Here is an 18,415-nt window from a genome sequence, read left to right as displayed (position 1 = left end):
GATAACAAATTTCGAAAAACTCAATTATCTGGCTTTATATCTTTATTTAATAAAATTTAAAAACCTAATCGATCATCATTTAAGTTTGATTCCGAACCCGTGCTATCTGCTCCGGAGCTTCCGCCTCCTCCCCAGTACTTAGAACAGTCAACTACTCGCGTTAGCCCACCTTCAGGAAGTTCAAAATCTCCCTTCGTATACTTGAGGTTTTTATCTGCATACACCTTCTGCATATAAAGTGCAAATACAGGCATTGCTGCTGCAGCTCCCTGCCCGTCTTGCATATTCGCAAAACTAATACTACGATCTTCAGCTCCTGTCCAGACACCCGACACCAGTTCAGGAGTGATCCCGATAAACCAAGCATCAGCATTATCATTGGTTGTACCCGTCTTTCCTCCGATTGGATTCGTCAAATGATATTTCCATTGAATTCGTCTTCCTGTACCTTTCGAGACAACAGATTTTAACATATCTACAATAATATAAGCAGACTCACTGTTCAAAGCCTTAACAACTTTAGGTGCCTTTTCATAAATAGGAGTTCCATTCTTATCTTCGATCCTCAAGATCGCATTAGGTTCAATCCAAGTACCATGATTTACAAATGCCGAATAAGCACCAACCATATCAAATACAGAAGCTTCATATGCTCCAAGTGAAATGGATGGATAGTTCGGGACATCACTGGTAATACCCATACGTTTCGTCAATGCAGCAACCGCCTCCGGTGTAACTTGATTCACCAAATAGGCAGTCGCATAATTCTGAGATAACGCCAATGCATTAGCTAAAGTAATCGGATTCCCACCTTCAGCTGTACCCCTTGGTGTCCAATTTCCATAAGTCTGTTGATAATTTGGAATACTGTAACATGGAGAGTAGCCATTATCAACTGCGACAGCATAAGTAAATGGTTTGGCAGTTGAACCGACCTGTCTCGTCCCCATTTTTACTTGATCATACTTGAAATGCTCAAAATTTATTCCACCGACCCAAGCCTTGATATGTCCAGTTTTTGGTTCCATCGACATCATTGCATTACGTAACATCAATTTATTGTATTTGATAGAATCAATCGGAGCCATAACAGTATCCACAGAACCCTTCCAAGTGAAAATAGACATCGGAACTTTTACCTGAAATGCTTTCTTGATCTCATCTTCAGAAAGTCCATTTTCCTTCAAAACACGGTAGCGTTCAGAACGTCGCATACCTGTCGTCAGTAACTTGGCTTTATCTCCTTTAAAAGGATCCTTATTCTTCCATTGTACAGCAAACTTCCCCTGTAAAGATTTCATCCATTCTTTCTGCGCATCTTCAGCATATTGCTGCATGGACATATTAATTGTTGTATAAATTTTCAACCCATCACGATCCAGATCATAAGGTGTACCATCCGATTTGGTAATCGATAATTTGGAAAATTCTTTCTTGATTTCTTCTTTTAATACCGCACGAAAATAAGGTGCTAAACCTTCCCCATAATTGGCGATTTTCAATTGTAATCCCAATGGTTTAGCTTGTGCACTAGCCTCTTCCTCTGTAGAAATGAAATTTGCCTTATTCATATTGTCCAAGACTGTATTTCTGCGCGCTAATGCGTTTTGCGGATACCTGACAGGAGAATAAACGCCCGGACCTTTCAGCATACCCACTAATAAAGCAGCTTGGTCTGCAGTAAGTTTATCAGGAGTTGTATTGAAATAAGTACGTGCGGCTGATTTAATACCATAGGTATTATATGCTCCAAAGTCCACTGTATTGAAATACATAGTGATAATCTCTTCTTTGGTATAATTACGCTCTAAACGAACAGCAGTTATCCATTCCTGAAACTTTTGAATGATACGCTTAGGAGCACTTTTAGCACGACCGTCTGAAAATAAATTAAGAGCTAATTGCTGTGTAATCGTACTCCCTCCTTGTTTATTTCCAGTTAAAGTGTGGAAAATGACCGTAAAAGTACGTGTATAATCAATACCGGAGTGATCGTAAAAACGCTTATCCTCTGTTGAGATCAAGGCATGTATCAAGTAAGGTGACAACTCACTATACTTCACATTTGACCTATTTTGAATATAATAAGTACCTAAAACCTTATTATCTTCCGTTATAACTTCCGAAGCTAAATTACTCTTAGGATTTTCTAAATCACTAAAAGATGGTAACTTTCCAAATAACCCCAGGCGAACACTAAATATAAATAGAAACCCAAAAGCTATTATTCCAATAATAAATTTCCAGAAATTACGTGTGTACCGCTTAATATCTTCTGGTTGCAGTTGGTTTTTTTTTGATTCTCTCTTCATTGAACCTTATTCTTTCTCGATTTGATCATTATAAAATATGATGACATATGCCTCCGCTACAATATCAGATAATGTGCCAAAGATTATGTGCATGACAACAAAGATATTACAAATATTTTGAGGAATCTTCATTCGATACAACATCCGTTAAAAAAACACTGAAAAAGAATCAATTACTACAAAAAAGAAACTTTAAACCAATCGCACATTTCAGTCTTTAAAACCATTTTCTAAATAAAACAGATCGCCTTTGATTGGTTCAAAAACAATCCTTAGGGTATGATCCTAATTTTTCAATATCGCTAAAGCTTGGTATTTCAGAAATTTAGTTTAGATTTAAAAACAAATCAATTGTCTGTCATTCGTGACAGGCAAAAACATATAGATTATTAAAATAAATGATAAAGCTATAGGCCAGTAAATCGTTTAAAAGCCTATCTAAAAAATAAAAAACAGTAAAATATGCAAGTCAACACTTCAAAAAGTCTATTTTTCATTTTTTTAACCGTACTAATTGACGTCATTGGTTTAGGTATTATTATACCTGTAATGCCTAAATTAATTGAAGAATTGATTGGCGGCACATTAAGTGATGCATCGCGATATGGTGGTTTGCTCATGTTTTGTTATGCATTAACCCAATTCTTCTTTGCATCTGTGTTAGGTAATCTCAGTGACCGATTTGGTAGAAGACTCATCCTGTTAATATCACTCTTAGGTTTTTCTATCAACTATTTACTCATGGGGTTAGCTCCAACCATCCTGTGGTTATTCATTGGCCGGTTTATAGCAGGTATTACAGGAGCTAGCTACACAGTAGCTGCTGCATTTATAGCAGATATCAGTTCGCACGAGAAAAAAGCTCAGAATTTCGGATTATTGGGAGCTGCATTTGGCTTAGGTTTTATAGTAGGTCCATTGCTAGGTGGGTTATTAGGGCATTATGGTGCTAGAATACCTTTTTTCGCCGCAGCATTATTAAGTTTTTTAAATTTCTTGTATGGTTATTTTTTCATTCCAGAATCATTAAAAAAAGAAAACAGAAGACCTTTCAGATGGAAAAATGCAAATCCGGTAGGTGCCTTCAAGCAACTTGCGAAATACCCGCATCTAAAACAATTATTTTTTTGCATCTTTCTGATAAACATCTCTTCTCATGCCGTACAAAGTACTTGGTCATATTACACCATGGAAAGATATCAATGGGATGAAAGAATGGTTGGTATCTCTTTGGGTTTTATAGGTATGTTGTTGGCTATAGTTCAAGCCGGATTGATTCGAATTATTATTCCAAAATTGGGATTAGAAAAAAGTATTTTAATCGGATCTGGACTCTACGTGATATCGATGCCCTTAATGGGGATGGCATACGCTCCATGGTTAATTTTCCTAGCCGTAATACCCTATGTATTTGCGGGAATCGCAGGTCCAGCTATCCAGAGCCTTGTATCCAACGAAACACCATCGAATGAGCAGGGACAGATACAAGGTGGATTAACAAGTATTATTAGCTTAACAGCCATTATAGGCCCTCCCGTTATGAGCTGGCTGTTTGCTCACTTTACAGATAAAAAAGAAGCTCTCTATTTACCAGGAGCTCCTTTCTATCTAGGATTCGTACTTACAGCAATCAGTTTTATTGTTGCCTGCTTCTTTTTTAAAAAGAAACAGAAAGTTTAAGCTTTTTCGATCAAACAAACAGCATATGCTACTACCCCCTCTTGTCTTCCGACAAATCCCATGGATTCATTGGTCGTTGCTTTGATCGAAATATCATCAACGTCCAAACCTGAGGCCTCCGATATTTTAGCCTTCATCTGTCCGATATACGGTTTAATTTTAGGAGCCTCCAGGCATAACACAGCATCAATGTTGCCTATGGTATACCCCTTATCTCCAATTAGCTTAACACAATGTTGCAGTAAAACAAGACTGCTAATACCTCTCCATTGCTCATCTGTATTTGGGAAATGATAACCAATATCCTCTAAATTTGCGGCCCCCAGGAGCGCATCACAAATGGCATGAGCCAAAACATCCGCATCCGAATGGCCGAATGCACCAGCATGATGATCCAATTCCACTCCACCTACTATAAATGGATGCCCCTCTTCTAATTGATGGACATCAAAGCCAAAACCAACTTTAATTTTCATAATAAAGCTAAGGTAACATTTTAAATTATCATCCTGCCATTAAATCACCGCAAGACCTATTTGTTAACTATCAGATTTTAATCTAATATAGAAGAAGCCCTCACTGATGATATATCACAAAAAAAGCGTCTAATTTCTTAGACGCTTTTTAAATACGTTTAATTTCTACATTAAACCGTTGTTTCTTCTTCTACAGGAGCAAATTGATCAAAAAGATCATTGAAAGCTTCATAATCTTCATCACCATTAGGTTCAAAGACCTGAATCCCTTTTTCTTTTGCATATGCTAAAATTTCTGGATTAACACCCTCCTCAGCTACAACCGCTACATCGGTGAAGTCCAAAGCACCTTTATAGATGTTGACATAACTACCGTCACCATAACTAGCAACATCATCTTTTGTCAATGCACCTTCAGGGGCAATTTCTCTGTATTTATCGCCTAAAGTTCCGGAGAACTCTTCGTTATACAACGAATACATCACTTTGGCACCTTTAAAAGTAGGATCATCTTTATATGTCGTCTTTAAATAAGCCGGCACTAATGCTGAAAACCAACCGTGGCAATGTACCACATCTGGTGACCAACCTAACTTCTTAACCGTTTCCAGTGCTCCTTTACAGAAGAACACAGAGCGCTCATTGTTATCATTAAAAAATTCTCCATTCTCGTCACGAAAAACTTTTTTCCGCTGAAAATAGTCTTCATTATCCAAGAAGTAAACCTGCATGCGTGCCGCAGGCAATGAAGCTACCTTAATGATTAGCGGATTGTCATTGTTATCCACCACAATGTTTAAGCCTGACAGACGAATTACCTCATGCAATCTATTTCTACGCTCATTAATATTACCAAAACGAGGCATAAGAATACGGATTTCAAATCCTTTCTCTTGCATAGCCTGCGGCAATTGACGCGTGATTTCAGAAATTTTAGTTAATTCGAGGAAAGGCGACATCTCGTGGGTTATAAACAATATCTTCGTTTTTGCCATCTCCAGTTTTTATTTATTTTATTTTTATTAGAACAGTAAAATCGGTCTACAAAGATACAAAAAATATCCCGACAATACAATTCCTTACAAATCATCGTTTTATATTCACAAATATATTCCCCACTTTTGCCCTGTATTAAAATTTCTAAAAGTGAGAATTTTCGAGACTAAAAAAGAGCTCCAAGATTACCTGGAAACAGCACGAATCAATAAACAAAAAATAGCTCTTATCCCAACAATGGGTGCACTGCATGAAGGACATATCTCTTTACTGAATTATGCAAAACCTTTGTCAGATGTCACCGTTTGCAGTATTTTTGTCAACCCGACACAATTTAACGATCCAAAAGATTTAGAAAAGTATCCAAGACCCATCGAGCATGATATCGCATTATTAGAAGCTGCTCATTGTGATGTCTTATTCTTACCTACCGTAGAAGAGATGTACCCTGATCCAAATGAAAAATGGCACATCGATCTAAACGGATTAGATGCAATATGGGAAGGGAAAATGAGACCGGGGCACTTTCAAGGTGTAACGCAAGTCGTTTACAAATTATTCGCCTTGGTGCAACCAGATATTGCATGCTTTGGTCAGAAAGACTTCCAACAGGTCATGGTTATTGAACATATGATCAAGGTAAAGCAATTACCGATCACCATTGCATTATGCCCAATCATCCGAGATGAAAATGGTCTTGCTTTAAGTTCAAGAAACATGCGCCTCTCATCAAATGGTAAAATACAAGCGTTAGCTTTGTCCAAAACACTTCTGTATATCAAAAATAACTTTGGAAAGATACCTTTACTTCAATTAAATAAACAGGCAACAGAACTATTGAACTCCAGCGAAGGTATTACCTTAGAATATCTCGCTATTTGCGAAACAACGACATTGAAAGAAATCAAAACAATTGAACAAGATAAACAATATGTAGCACTTGTCACTGCGCGGGTCGAAGATGTACGGCTTATTGATAACATGATTTTGAATTAAATGTCACATTATACTTATTAACTTTACATTTTTACAAGAAAAATCTAACTTTGCCACATGTTTATAGAGGTAATGAAATCTAAAATCCACCGTGTTCGGGTTACACAGGCCGAGCTTAATTACGTTGGTAGTATCACAATTGATGAGGATTTAATGGATGCAGCAAATATTATTGCAAACGAAAAAGTTCAAATCGTTAACAATAACAATGGCGCTCGTTTAGAAACATATGTTATTCCAGGAAAAAGAGCTTCCGGTACCATCTGCTTAAATGGCGCTGCAGCAAGATTAGTTCAAGTGGGTGATATTGTGATCATCATATCGTATGCACAAATGGAAATGGAGCAAGCTAAAAAACATATTCCTAGCTTGGTTTTTCCAGATGACAACAATCAACTGATAAAATAATATTTAAATAATACACTTTCAATAGAAAGCTACGTTTATTTTCAATAATTTAGCACTCGTATTAAGCGGGTGCTTTTTTATTACCTACATGTCAAAGAATATACATATCAGAAAAATCTTAGCATCAATGCAATTGGCATTGATCAGCTTGATCATTATTTCTGGTGTTATTTTCATGCACAAAGAGGTAAAATCAAACGGAGAGATTGTCATGCACAATCACCCTTACGATTTTACAAACGATCAGCCCAGACCGCAAGAATCCGACGATCAAATTGATTTCCTCAATGTCGTCTACAATCAAAACTTTGTTCAAAGTGAATTTATCGTTTTTGAACAGCCCATTCGAACTGTCGTTCATATCTACAGTTATCAAGTCTACACACCAGTTGTCACCAATCGTGTCGTCGATCACGCTTTCTTAAGGGGTCCCCCAGATTTTGCTTAAAATAAAATTAGTTATTGCATTCATCCTTATTATCAAGACGAATGCTATTCGCCGTGCGATAGCAAATCGCATTGCGTCGTGCTGTAATTTATTAATTATTTCAAGCAAATAATGTAACCATAGTGGGCATAGCTAGTATGAAAATATTCATGGAGCAGGCATTCGCCTTGCTTCGTACTGATATTTTACACCTCCCATGATAGGTTCATTACAATTAAAAGGACAAATACACTCCAATGAGAAATATCAATCTACTGATCATCATGATGATGATCAGTATGCATACATATGCGCAACATACATTAAAAGGTAAAATCAGTAACAATGACGGTAAAGGTATAGTTGGAGCAACTATCAACATCGAAAATGGTCTTCACTCGACCGTTTCTGATACCGCAGGTTATTTTGAATTTCAAAAACTAACTAAACAAAAACAAAATATACAGATTACCGCTGTTGGCTATCAAACCCTCAAACAGCTGATATTGCTGACAGATTCCACCGTACACTTTAAATTAAATACAGACAACCTGCATTTGAATGAAGTCGTTGTAAGCGCAACCCGATATGGTGTCAGTAAAAAGGAAGCACCAGTTATTGTGCAGGTATTAGGCCCTAAACTTTTTCAGGCTACACAATCTGTAGCTATGTCCGAAACACTAAACTATCAACCAGGAGTAAGGGTAGAGAACAACTGTCAAAACTGCGGTTTTTCACAAGTCCGCCTTAACGGTTTAGAAGGTGCCTATTCACAGATCTTGATCAACAGCAGATCCGTATTTAGCGCACTAAACAGTGTATATGGTTTAGACCAACTTCCAACCAGTATGATCGACCGCATCGAAGTCGTTCGAAGTGGAGGTTCTGCCCTATTTGGAGCAAATGCAATTGCCGGTACCATTAATATCATTACTAAAGATCCTGTCGAAAATGATTGGCAGATTAAATCTACCAACTCGTTAATCGGCGGTAGCAGTTGGGATAATACGGTAGACTTCAACACCTCTTACGTAGATGAAGACCTTAAAACAGGTGTTACCTTTTATGGTATGCACCGGAATCGTCAACCATTTGATAAAAATAAGGACGGATTTTCGGAGATAACAGAACTTAACAATACCACATTCGGAACAAAAGCATTTTTCAAACCTTCCGATGTCAATAAAATAACAGTAGATTTCAGTACCATACAGGAATTTAGAAGAGGAGGAGACCAATTTAACAAATCACCCCATTTTACAGCCATCACAGAACAACTGGAAACCAATTCATTGATTGGTGGTATCACTTACGATCATTATTTAGCAGACTATAAACAAAAAATCTCCGTGTATGCTTCCGGCCAAAAAACAAAACGTAAAAGTTTTTACGGGGGACTGGGCGAAGCGCCCACTGCAACAGATAGTTTAAGAGCCGCAAATTCTTATGGAGACACAGATGATTTGTCTTTTGTTACAGGAACACAGTACACAAACAATTTTGAGGATGATGTCTTTACCAGCGGTATTGAGTTCAACTACAACAAAACAAATGATCAGATTCCCGGATATCAACGTATCATCGATCAAAAAACAAAAGGAATAGGAACTTATGCCCAATACGAATGGAAGCCAGTATCCTCTTTCAAAGCATTAATAGGAATGCGATACGACTACATCTTCGTCGACGGAAATTATCAGCTCCAACAAGTGGAACGTAGCAGTCAGAAGAATTTTGGATCTTGGAACCCACGATTAACCATCTTATACGATATCAATAGTAATATTCAATTTCGTGGCGGCTATGCACGCGGCTTCCGTGCCCCACAAGCTTTCAATGAAGATATGCATGTGACTTCCATCGGAGGAAAACAGGTTTTTGTATTAATTGGAGAAGACCTAAAAACAGAATATTCAAATGCTTATACCGGATCGTTCAATTTCAGCAGAAATTTTGGCAATACGCAAACAAGCCTTTTAGTGGAGGGCTTCTATACACAGTTGAATAATCCATTTACAACAGTCCTGAAATCCGAATCCAACGACATTATGATTGAAGAAATGCGAAACGGTACAGATGCCTATGTATACGGAACAAACCTAGAACTTAATGTAGCCCCTTCAAGTATATTTAGTCTACAAGCTGGTGGTACGATACAACGCTCGCGATACCAATCGGCACAACTGATAGCTGAAGCTAAAACAGGTCAAGAAGCCATTTTGTCCAAAGATTTCTTACGTACGCCAAATGTCTATGGCTACTTAAATGCCAATTGGAAAGCAACTAAGAAATTCGCAGTTGACCTAACAGGAGTTTACACCGGAAAAATGAAGATCTCGCATATACAAGAAGAAATCATGAGCCTCAAAAAAACGAGGGATTTTATGGAGCTGAATGCACGGTTAGGATACACTTTTGCTGTTCACAAAGATTTTAACCTTGAATTATTTGCAGGTGTACAAAATATGTTCAACGCATTCCAAAAAGATTTCGATAAAGGCGCTAATCGTGATTCAAATTATATTTACGGTCCGACAAAACCACGCACAATAACCTTTGGAGTAAAAATTGGCCATTTTCATTAATCCCATTTATTAAAGAAAGATGAAGCATATGCACAAATTTGTTTTATTAATGACCATTATCCTTTATCCGCTCAGCAATTATGGTCAAGAGCGGATAATTTGGACCTCTTTTCAACAATTAGACTCTTTATTAAGCATAGCACCAAAAGAAACAATCATCTTCATTCATACCGACTGGTGCAGCTACTGCAGAAAAATGGAAAAAGAAGTCTTTTCAAAAAAAGAAATCTATGACCGCTTAAACAAAGATTTTTATCTAGTTGAATTAGATGCGGAGACGGTTGAGGACATCACTTTCGATCAGCAAGTATGGAAATCAAAAACTCCAAAAAAAAATACCGGACAATATCATCCCTTAGCATTACTCTTATTAACCAACCAAAAGATGGTTTTCCCGAGTCTCCTGCGTTATGATCAAACATTTAAATTAAAAAGTATTAAGCAAAAATATCTAAGCCCAAAAGAGTTAACGAATATTTTAAGATAATTTAATATAATTTGAGAACTAAAAATATAATACGCCTTTTGTTATACTGTGCACAATATTTTGTTTTTTTAATAAAATGTATTTATCTATTCCTCTTCAAATCCTCAGAAATTAATATTTTTTTCTTTCTTTGTAGCGTATATTGAAAAGAACTCGTTTTAATCTACATAATCAAATAAATAATTAAAGAATTTTATGAAAAACCTTACAAAAATCTTTTTTGGAATGTTGGCAATGTTTATTGCTTTAGCATCTTGTAGTAAATCTGACGACTTTTCAAAATTAGTTGAAGAACAAAGAATCAAAGATTCCATCGAAAATGCAAGAATTCAAAGCATACTGAAAGAGCAAGCACCAGCAGTAAAAGCCTATGCTTTAGCGAATTTCACCTCTCCAACTTTACATGATTCAAGTGGTATCTATTATCAGATTGTTACACCAGGAGATGAGGCATCTTACACATATAAAATCTCAGGAAATGGTTTAGCAGCTCCTGAAATATCCGTAAAATTTATTGGGAAATTACTAGATGGAACTGTATTTGACCAATCAGCTGTTGATCAAACAACAAATTTCAGTTCATTACAAATCGCAATAAATAAATTTGGAGGTTCATGGTACTACGCATTTGTCCCTAAAACCATTAATTATAATGGAAATGACATCAAATTCTTAGGCTTTACGGCAACGGGCTTGAAAAAAGGTTCCGTTATTAAATTTGTAACCCCATCTGTATGGGGATTTGATGCTAATGAATATAAAACAGGAAGTGAAAATGTAACAGTTCCAGCTAATACGCCAATAGCATATACTATTGAAGTTGTAAGCATAAAGTAAATATAAATTTCGACAAATTAAAAAATGAAAAATAGACTGATACAATTCTTTGTTTTGGCGATAGCTTTAATCTCTTTCGCATCATGCAATAAAAATGATGATAATTATTTTGATGCAAACAAACAATTTGAACTTGACGCACAAAACATCAAAACTTTTGTGGATGCTAAGCTCCCTCTAGCGGTTTTAGATAGCAATTCTGGTATTTGGTACCAAATTATCGCTGAAGGTGATGGAGCTTATGAATACAAAGCAAAAGATTCTATTGTTTATGGAGTAACAAAGAAAGTTCCAGTTGCGCCAAAAATTTCTGTCCGTTACACAGGTCAGTTACTTGATGGGACAGTATTTGATCAAAATCAATCTCAAGAAGGTATGACCGGATTTCTTACTCAATATATTCCAGCCTGGCAAATTGCTTTTTTCCCTAAAAAAATTGGGGATCTTAATCTAGGAGGATTAACGGTGAAAGGATTATCAAAAGGAACTAAAATCCGTATCGTTACACCATCATATTGGGCTTATGGAAATCTTTCTAATACTAAAATACCAGCAAACTCGCCGCTAGATTTCACAATTGAAGTTGTTGATATTAAATAAATACAAACTATAATATCTAGAAAGGGGATCTTTATAACAATAAGGATCCTTTTTTTTTCAAACTCGTAACAGGAAAAAAACATTCATATCAAAAAGTAGTCTAAAAAACTTCTTATCTTGCTCTTCATATCAGTATACCATTCAAAAACAAAGACGCAAAAATGAAAATAGCTTTAGCCCAGTTAAATTATCATATCGGCAACTTCACTTCCAACACTGCAAAAATTATTACTGCTATTGAAAATGCAAGAGCACAACAAGCTGAAATTATTGTTTTTTCTGAATTAGCAATTGGCGGCTACCCAGCAAAGGATCTTTTGCAAAATGCAACATTCTTAAAACAGTGTAACGAATCTATCACCACCATTGCATCACATTGTCAAGATATTTTATGTATTATCGGAGCGCCTATCCCCAATACAGATCCAGAAGGTAAAGCACTGTACAATGCTGCAGTTTGTTTAGAAAATGGAAAGATTACACACATTAGTAAAAAAGGACTACTTCCTAACTATGATGTTTTTGACGAATATCGTTACTTTGAACCTAGCAGAAAATTCTCATGTTTCACCTATAAAAAAACAAAAATAGCATTGACCATTTGTGAAGATTTATGGGATGACGATCAAGGAAATAATTCCTATGTTGGTGACCCCATGAACGAATTACTTCAAGAAAACCCAGATTTGCTGATCAATATTGCAGCTTCGCCTTTTTCTTATGTCCATTATCAAGATCGTGTTGCTGTTTTGAAAGCACAAGTGGCAAAAGCAAAGCGTCCGCTCATCTATGTCAACCAAGTTGGCGCACATATGGATATAATTTTTGACGGAAGATCATTGGCTATTGATGAAAATGGAACAATTTGCTGTGAATTAAAAAAATTCGAAGAAGATTTACAGATTATAGAATATAGAGATCAAACCATAAAAGCGACAACAGCATTTACGGTACCCCAAGATCAAGAAATAGCACTGATTCACGACGCCCTGCTATTAGGTTTACGTGATTATTTTCACAAATCTGGTTTCAAAAAAGCAGTCTTAGGCCTTTCCGGTGGATTAGATTCAGCACTAGTTGCCGCATTAGCCTGTGAAGCATTAGGTTCAGAAAATGTACTTGCAATATTACTTCCTTCTATTTATTCATCTGACCATTCCATTCAAGATGCATTAGATCTCGTAAAAAACACCAATTGTGCACATCATATCATTCCAATAAAAGATATTACACAGGCCTACGAAACAACATTAGCTCCCTTTTTTGAAGGGCAACAAGCGGGTGTGACCGAAGAAAATATCCAGGCACGTACCAGAGGTACATTATTAATGGCAATTTCCAACAAATTTGGTCATATCGTTTTAAACACTTCAAATAAAAGTGAAGCAGCAGTAGGTTATGGCACCTTATATGGAGATATGGCAGGATCGATTTCAGTAATAGGAGACGTATATAAATCAAAGGCCTATGATCTCGCCCGATACATTAACCGAAATAAGGAAATTATCCCATCTAATACAATTGAAAAAGCACCTTCTGCAGAATTAAGACCCGATCAAAAGGATTCAGATTCCTTACCACCATATGATTTACTGGATGAAATATTATTCCTACATATCGAAAAACAAAAATCAAAAGAGGAAATTTTAGCTCAAGGTTATGATCTTAATATTGTTGAAAAAATTATAAAACTAGTTAATAATGCCGAATTTAAAAGATTTCAGGCTCCTCCAATACTGCGCATTAGTCCAAAAGCTTTTGGTCCAGGCCGTTCGATGCCATTAGTTGCCTTTTATCAATAATTTTTTTTACTGATATAATTAAACTTTTAACATTTACATTTGTCTAACATTAAGAAAATAATATAAATCCTATTGGTCATGAAAAAAATAATTTATTTCTTATTTGCAAGTCTAATTCTTGCATCTTGTGCCTCATATCAATATAATACGATGCGTGACGAAAAAGTAGATTTTTCGCAGTATCGTACTTATGGCTGGTTGCCACCTGTCGATTCGTTATCAAAATCATATTTTGATAATGATATTGCAAGAACAAATATATTAGACGCGAGCAACAGTGAATTACAAGCAAGGGGCTTATCTTACAGTAAGGATAATCCAGATTTGTTATTCCGTTATATAACAATTGTCAATAACAAAAGTCGTTTAGTATATGGATCCTCATATGCTTATGGAGGTCCATGGGGTTGGTACAGACCGTGGTTTTCTCCTTATTATGGTTATTATTCAACATATCCTGTAGCCAAAGAACGTTACCGCTATGCGCACTTAATCATAGAAGCTGTAGATCGTAAAACAAATAAAGTTGTTTGGCAAGCACGTGGTTCTGGCGAAGTTAATAGTCCAGAAAAAGCGGCAACTAATGTTGCTAAGGTTGTTAAAGGAGTATTTAAACAATATCCTCTAACCCTAAAAAAATAACACTGTAATCGTGATCAAAAGTATTAAAGCCATGAGTTTTCTCATGGCTTTTTTCATAATATAATATAATATAATATAATATAATATACGCTTTTATATAGAAGCTCGAATCTTGATATTAAATGGGACTTCAAGCCGATCTTTGGAGTTATTTTTAATGAGATTTGCCGCCATCCTACCCATTGTTTCAAAATCAGTTGATATGGTTGTAATTCCATTCAAAATAAATTTCTTTAACGGCGTTTCATTATATGAAATAACACCAATATCTTTACCTATCACCAGATTTTTTTGTTGGATCTTATTCAGTAGTTTTACTAGATCATCTTCGATAATATTGATATAACAAGTCCCTATTACGACTTTTTCTTTATTCAATTCCGATACCAGCTCATGATCAAAAGCATACTGCTGACAAAATTTATAAAAACCCTTTATAATTGCTTTTGGAAAATCACTATGATCGGGAAAAACCAATTTTATCATTTTATATTTACTTAAAACTTCGCTCGCTTTTTCCAACGCTAAGTAAATATCCTGTTCATAATTCTCATAGACTGCTGGAAAATCGCCCGGTACATCATCCACAAATCTTCCTAATAACATTAATTTATCGCTTGGTATTCTACGAATAATATCCGGCGCTTTGTCTCGTCCCTCCCTAAAATGTGGAAATAACACATAATAGTCATATGTTTTGGTCAGATTCGATAATAGGTTTTTGAGATAGGAAAGATCTGAATTATAAACAAATAAATCCAGATCAGCAAAATCGCCTAACTCTTTCGCAAATGAATCATACACTATTTTTTTGTGAACACTCAATTTATTCAGAAACAATGCAATTTTACATTTGGATTGAATATCTGTTTTATTGACATAGTATCCCTTGCCTGGATTAGATGCAATAATTTCATGCTTTTTTAAATAGCGATAAGCCTTTTCAACCGTGTCTCTAGATATTTCAAGATAAGCACTGGATTCATTAATTGAAGGAAGCATTTCACTCTTCTTAAGCCTCTCATTTTTTACTGCATCAATGATAGTATTCGCCAATTGGAGATATTTGGGAGTTGCTGAAAAATCATTAATCTCCAGTGTCATTAGAAACTGAGCAGTTGAATTGGTCATTTTAAAATTTAGATTAATCACTAAAATAACAATTAATTAGCATAAAATTTTAAAAAAGTTAAACTCAAAGACCATTCATATTTTTAATATTTCACTTTTTTAAATGTTTGTTACTCTGTACCATAACAGTATAAGATCAAAATTATGGTCAATAGTCTTTAACGTATTCTAGTAAAAAATCTGTTACCCTATTAATGATGAGTTAAAAACCTGCAAGCTCGTTTACCTAATCATTTTAAAAAGGCTTTTCACGTTCTCCTTTTAAAAACCCTTTATGTTTAAGAAAATGGGCAAGTGATTACACTAGTCCATTTTTATTCACAGCTCAGATCTTAAACAATTAAAATTTCATTTATTTCTAAAATACCGCAATGCAATAAGGTCATTCGGTATCGCCAGTTCATTCCAATGGTCATGGATAGCTAGCGCTGCGCCCAATGCTGTTGCCTGAGCCATTGAGGCACCAAAAACTTCGACTTCAGGAAATTCTTTTGCCAGAAGACTCATATAAATATGGTTCTTACTAAACCCACCATCTACAAATATTCTAGAGATCTTATTAGCATCTAAAACTAGTTTTGTTGATTCCACTTGGGCTTTGATGAGGTGTAAAATTAAACTATGGTAAGCTTCTTCATAATTATGGAAACGATCAAGCTCAATCGTCGAAAATGCTACTAAATCCACAACCACAGGCTCTTTCATTAATTTTTCTATGATCCGTTGATTAAGCTGAAGATTACGAAACTTTGCTGTAGTAACATGAAAGAAATCAGCAATTCGCCTAGATTGCAGTTCATGTTCATAACCTGCAAATAACCTCGAAGCCTTCACTGGCTTTCCCAAATAAGATTGATAAAACAAACAATCCTTTTTTAATTCACAAGAAGTTAGAGCACTATTGTTAAATGGATTAAACGAAATACACCAAGTTCCCGTAGATATCAATACAAATGGTTCATCAAAATTGAATAAATAAGGAATTAATGCCGAAGAACTATCATGAAGTCCTGCCCCTACTCTAAAAGAACTACCCGGAAAAGCACCATCAAAAACTTCATCTCCTTCAACAATTGGAGCTAAAACCTTTGTAATACCCTCATCTTGAACCCATTTATGATACTCATTTTTTTCAAAATCCCATAAAGCAGTATGACAACCGATGCTGGTCATATCTGAGTAGAATTTTCCAGAAACCAGAAAACTTAAATATTGAGGCAAATGTAAAGCAAAATTGACATGTTTATAAATTTCTGGATGTTCCTTTTTTAATCGAAGAATTTGGAAACCCGAATTTAAACTACCTAAAGTTGGCGATGAAGTCGTTAAAGAAAAATGTTCCTCTCCTCCATACTTATTATGCAACTCCTGTTGAATAGTAACAGGAAATTCTTTTAGATAATTATATAAAGGAGTCAAGGGTCTACCATTTTCGTCAAGATATACAACGCTAGCCCCGTATGATGTAAAATTAATCGCTTTAATTTCAAATTCATTTTTTCTAAAGACCTCATGAAGTGAATCAAAAACCGATAATCTAAGACTTTCAAGATTTTCACACGGATCCCCGTCCTCATCCTTTGTTTCTAAAAATCTTGCTGAACGTTCAAATACAATTTGGTAATTAGAATCAAATAGAAAAAGCTTTTTGTTGGTTTTACCAACATCGAAAATAGCAACTACAGGAATTTTATCGTTATTCATTCTTAAAACTTTATAACCCTGTTGCAATAGTTCGTAAACCTCTCTCTGCGATCAACTTATCACGTAATTTTTCCTCCTCAAATAATAATACTGGATTTAAAGCGGCACCACTCCTCAACCTAGATTCAGCAACCAATGGCCTTACATCGGTACGAAATGCATCTTGAAGAATTTCTTGTGATTTTACAACATCATTCGCTTGTTGAGCTGCCTTGAGTGCAACACGATCGATAAGTAATGCTTGTGCATAAGCAATTTTAATGGCTTCAACAGATTGCAATAAGTCCACTAAAGGATCTTTAAGATTATGTGACGCATCAATCATCCAGCCTAAGCCAGTAGCATGTTCCATTCCATTCAGATCCATACCATCAATTAATTCATTAAAAATCAGAAAAAGCTGATATGGCTTAATACTCCCCGCTGTTAAATCATCATCGGCATATTTACTATCATTAAAATGAAAACCGCCCAGCTTTCCCTCCATTAACAACAATGATACAATCTGTTCAATATTAGCATTTGGTAAATGGTGTCCCAAATCCACTAATGTATATGCTTTAGGACCCAGCTTATTTGCCAATAGTAGAGACTGCCCCCAATCTCCAATGGTCATCGAATAAAAATAAGGTTCGAAAGCTTTATACTCGATAAACAATTTCCAATCCTCGGGTAAGTGTTTATAGATTTCCTGCAAGCTGGATAACGTATTCTGAAAAGCCTCACGGAAATTCAATTGACCGGGAAAAGATGAACCATCAGCTAACCAAACAGTCAAAGCCTTTGAACCGAGAGCTTTTCCATAATTGATAACCTCTATATTATGATCAATAGCCTGCTTGCGAACCTTAGGATCGACATGATGCAAAGATCCATACTTATAACTATGTTCCTGCTGTGGTTGATCTTGAAAAGTATTGGAATTAACAGCATCGAACGTGATATTTAAAGAACGTGCCAATTCTTTCATTCTTGCGGTGTCTTCTGGAATATCCCAAGGTATATGTAAGGAAATAGCTCCGCTAGATTTATTAAGAGCATGTAGCAGACCAACATCTTCAAACTTTTGCTCCAAACTCCCTGGCTCGCCAGGGCCAGAAAAACGTCCGAAGCGTGTACCACCTGTCCCTAGTGCCCAACTTGGTATCCCGATCTGAAATTTCTGAAGTTTAGCAATAAGCTCCTCAACATCATCAATATCTTGGGAAATAAATTCAAATGCTCGATTATGTTTTTTTTCTAATTTATTATTGTGCTTTTCTATCAATTGTTGATCTAAAATCATATTAAAAATGGTTATTGGTTAAAATTTACTTAGATACAGCATGTACT

The 18,415-nt window shown here is 35.7% G+C and carries 16 protein-coding genes; 10 read left to right on the top strand and 6 right to left on the bottom strand.

Going from position 1 to position 18,415, the window contains the following annotated elements; genetic code table 11:
• Positions 1 to 56: 56 nt before the first annotated feature.
• Positions 57 to 2,312: a transglycosylase domain-containing protein gene (locus JAZ75_RS09865; protein WP_132841104.1), complete on the bottom strand. Its 2,256-nt coding sequence runs from the start codon at positions 2,310 to 2,312 to the stop codon at positions 57 to 59.
• Positions 2,313 to 2,774: 462 nt separating this feature from the next.
• Here JAZ75_RS09865 and JAZ75_RS09860 point away from each other — a divergent pair, with 462 nt between their 5' ends.
• A complete protein-coding gene (locus tag JAZ75_RS09860) occupies positions 2,775 to 3,992 on the top strand; it encodes a TCR/Tet family MFS transporter (RefSeq protein WP_208701541.1) in 1,218 nt (405 codons plus the stop codon).
• Here JAZ75_RS09860 and ispF read toward each other — a convergent pair.
• Both ispF and JAZ75_RS09850 read right to left on the bottom strand, forming a co-directional pair.
• Positions 3,989 to 4,468, bottom strand: coding sequence for a 2-C-methyl-D-erythritol 2,4-cyclodiphosphate synthase (gene ispF, locus JAZ75_RS09855; protein WP_208701539.1), 480 nt, complete (start codon positions 4,466 to 4,468; stop codon positions 3,989 to 3,991). The two genes, JAZ75_RS09860 and ispF, sit on opposite strands and share 4 nt — an antisense overlap.
• 170 nt (positions 4,469 to 4,638) lie before the next feature.
• Entirely contained in the window at positions 4,639 to 5,463 is an 825-nt protein-coding gene (locus JAZ75_RS09850) for a glycogen/starch synthase (RefSeq protein WP_031288421.1), read from the bottom strand.
• Between the two features lie 151 nt (positions 5,464 to 5,614).
• On the opposite strand from JAZ75_RS09850, the gene panC reads away from it, so the two are divergent.
• The 9 genes from panC to JAZ75_RS09805 all read left to right on the top strand — a co-directional run bounded on the left by panC (position 5,615) and on the right by JAZ75_RS09805 (position 14,248).
• Positions 5,615 to 6,460, top strand: a complete 846-nt coding sequence (gene panC / locus JAZ75_RS09845) for a pantoate--beta-alanine ligase (RefSeq protein WP_208701537.1) — start codon at positions 5,615 to 5,617, stop codon at positions 6,458 to 6,460.
• Positions 6,461 to 6,517: 57 nt separating this feature from the next.
• Complete coding sequence (gene panD / locus JAZ75_RS09840) at positions 6,518 to 6,868, top strand: aspartate 1-decarboxylase (RefSeq protein ID WP_031288422.1); 351 nt, start codon at positions 6,518 to 6,520, stop codon at positions 6,866 to 6,868.
• Between the two features lie 88 nt (positions 6,869 to 6,956).
• Positions 6,957 to 7,316, top strand: coding sequence for a hypothetical protein (locus tag JAZ75_RS09835; protein ID WP_232789401.1), 360 nt, complete (start codon positions 6,957 to 6,959; stop codon positions 7,314 to 7,316).
• Between the two features lie 236 nt (positions 7,317 to 7,552).
• Positions 7,553 to 9,880: a TonB-dependent receptor domain-containing protein gene (locus JAZ75_RS09830; protein ID WP_208701535.1), complete on the top strand. Its 2,328-nt coding sequence runs from the start codon at positions 7,553 to 7,555 to the stop codon at positions 9,878 to 9,880.
• A gap of 28 nt (positions 9,881 to 9,908) precedes the next feature.
• Positions 9,909 to 10,367, top strand: coding sequence for a thioredoxin family protein (locus tag JAZ75_RS09825; RefSeq protein WP_208701533.1), 459 nt, complete (start codon positions 9,909 to 9,911; stop codon positions 10,365 to 10,367).
• 195 nt (positions 10,368 to 10,562) lie between these two features.
• Complete coding sequence (locus JAZ75_RS09820) at positions 10,563 to 11,204, top strand: FKBP-type peptidyl-prolyl cis-trans isomerase (protein WP_208701531.1); 642 nt, start codon at positions 10,563 to 10,565, stop codon at positions 11,202 to 11,204.
• Positions 11,205 to 11,228: 24 nt separating this feature from the next.
• Positions 11,229 to 11,804 carry an FKBP-type peptidyl-prolyl cis-trans isomerase gene (locus JAZ75_RS09815; RefSeq protein ID WP_208701529.1) on the top strand — a complete coding sequence of 192 codons (576 nt, stop codon included), beginning with the start codon at positions 11,229 to 11,231 and terminating at the stop codon, positions 11,802 to 11,804.
• Positions 11,805 to 11,965: 161 nt separating this feature from the next.
• Positions 11,966 to 13,606 (top strand): NAD+ synthase, encoded by a 1,641-nt coding sequence (locus JAZ75_RS09810; RefSeq protein WP_208701527.1) that lies wholly within the window; start codon positions 11,966 to 11,968, stop codon positions 13,604 to 13,606.
• Positions 13,607 to 13,684: 78 nt separating this feature from the next.
• Positions 13,685 to 14,248 (top strand): DUF4136 domain-containing protein, encoded by a 564-nt coding sequence (locus JAZ75_RS09805; RefSeq protein WP_021190250.1) that lies wholly within the window; start codon positions 13,685 to 13,687, stop codon positions 14,246 to 14,248.
• Positions 14,249 to 14,341: 93 nt separating this feature from the next.
• Here JAZ75_RS09805 and JAZ75_RS09800 read toward each other — a convergent pair whose 3' ends face one another.
• The 3 genes from JAZ75_RS09800 to JAZ75_RS09790 form a co-directional block, all read right to left on the bottom strand.
• Positions 14,342 to 15,379 (bottom strand): GntR family transcriptional regulator, encoded by a 1,038-nt coding sequence (locus JAZ75_RS09800; protein ID WP_232789400.1) that lies wholly within the window; start codon positions 15,377 to 15,379, stop codon positions 14,342 to 14,344.
• A gap of 348 nt (positions 15,380 to 15,727) precedes the next feature.
• Positions 15,728 to 17,083 carry an FGGY-family carbohydrate kinase gene (locus tag JAZ75_RS09795; RefSeq protein WP_208701525.1) on the bottom strand — a complete coding sequence of 452 codons (1,356 nt, stop codon included), beginning with the start codon at positions 17,081 to 17,083 and terminating at the stop codon, positions 15,728 to 15,730.
• 10 nt (positions 17,084 to 17,093) lie between these two features.
• Positions 17,094 to 18,368 (bottom strand): TIM barrel protein, encoded by a 1,275-nt coding sequence (locus JAZ75_RS09790; RefSeq protein WP_021191827.1) that lies wholly within the window; start codon positions 18,366 to 18,368, stop codon positions 17,094 to 17,096.
• Positions 18,369 to 18,415 lie beyond the last annotated feature (47 nt).

It is taken from the genome of Sphingobacterium sp. UDSM-2020 (assembly GCF_016132525.1).
In the GTDB taxonomy this organism is placed as follows: Bacteria; Bacteroidota; Bacteroidia; order Sphingobacteriales; family Sphingobacteriaceae; genus Sphingobacterium; species Sphingobacterium anhuiense.
The sequence above is the reverse complement of the archived record's forward strand: the minus strand, read 5'-3'. Positions and strand labels throughout refer to the sequence as shown.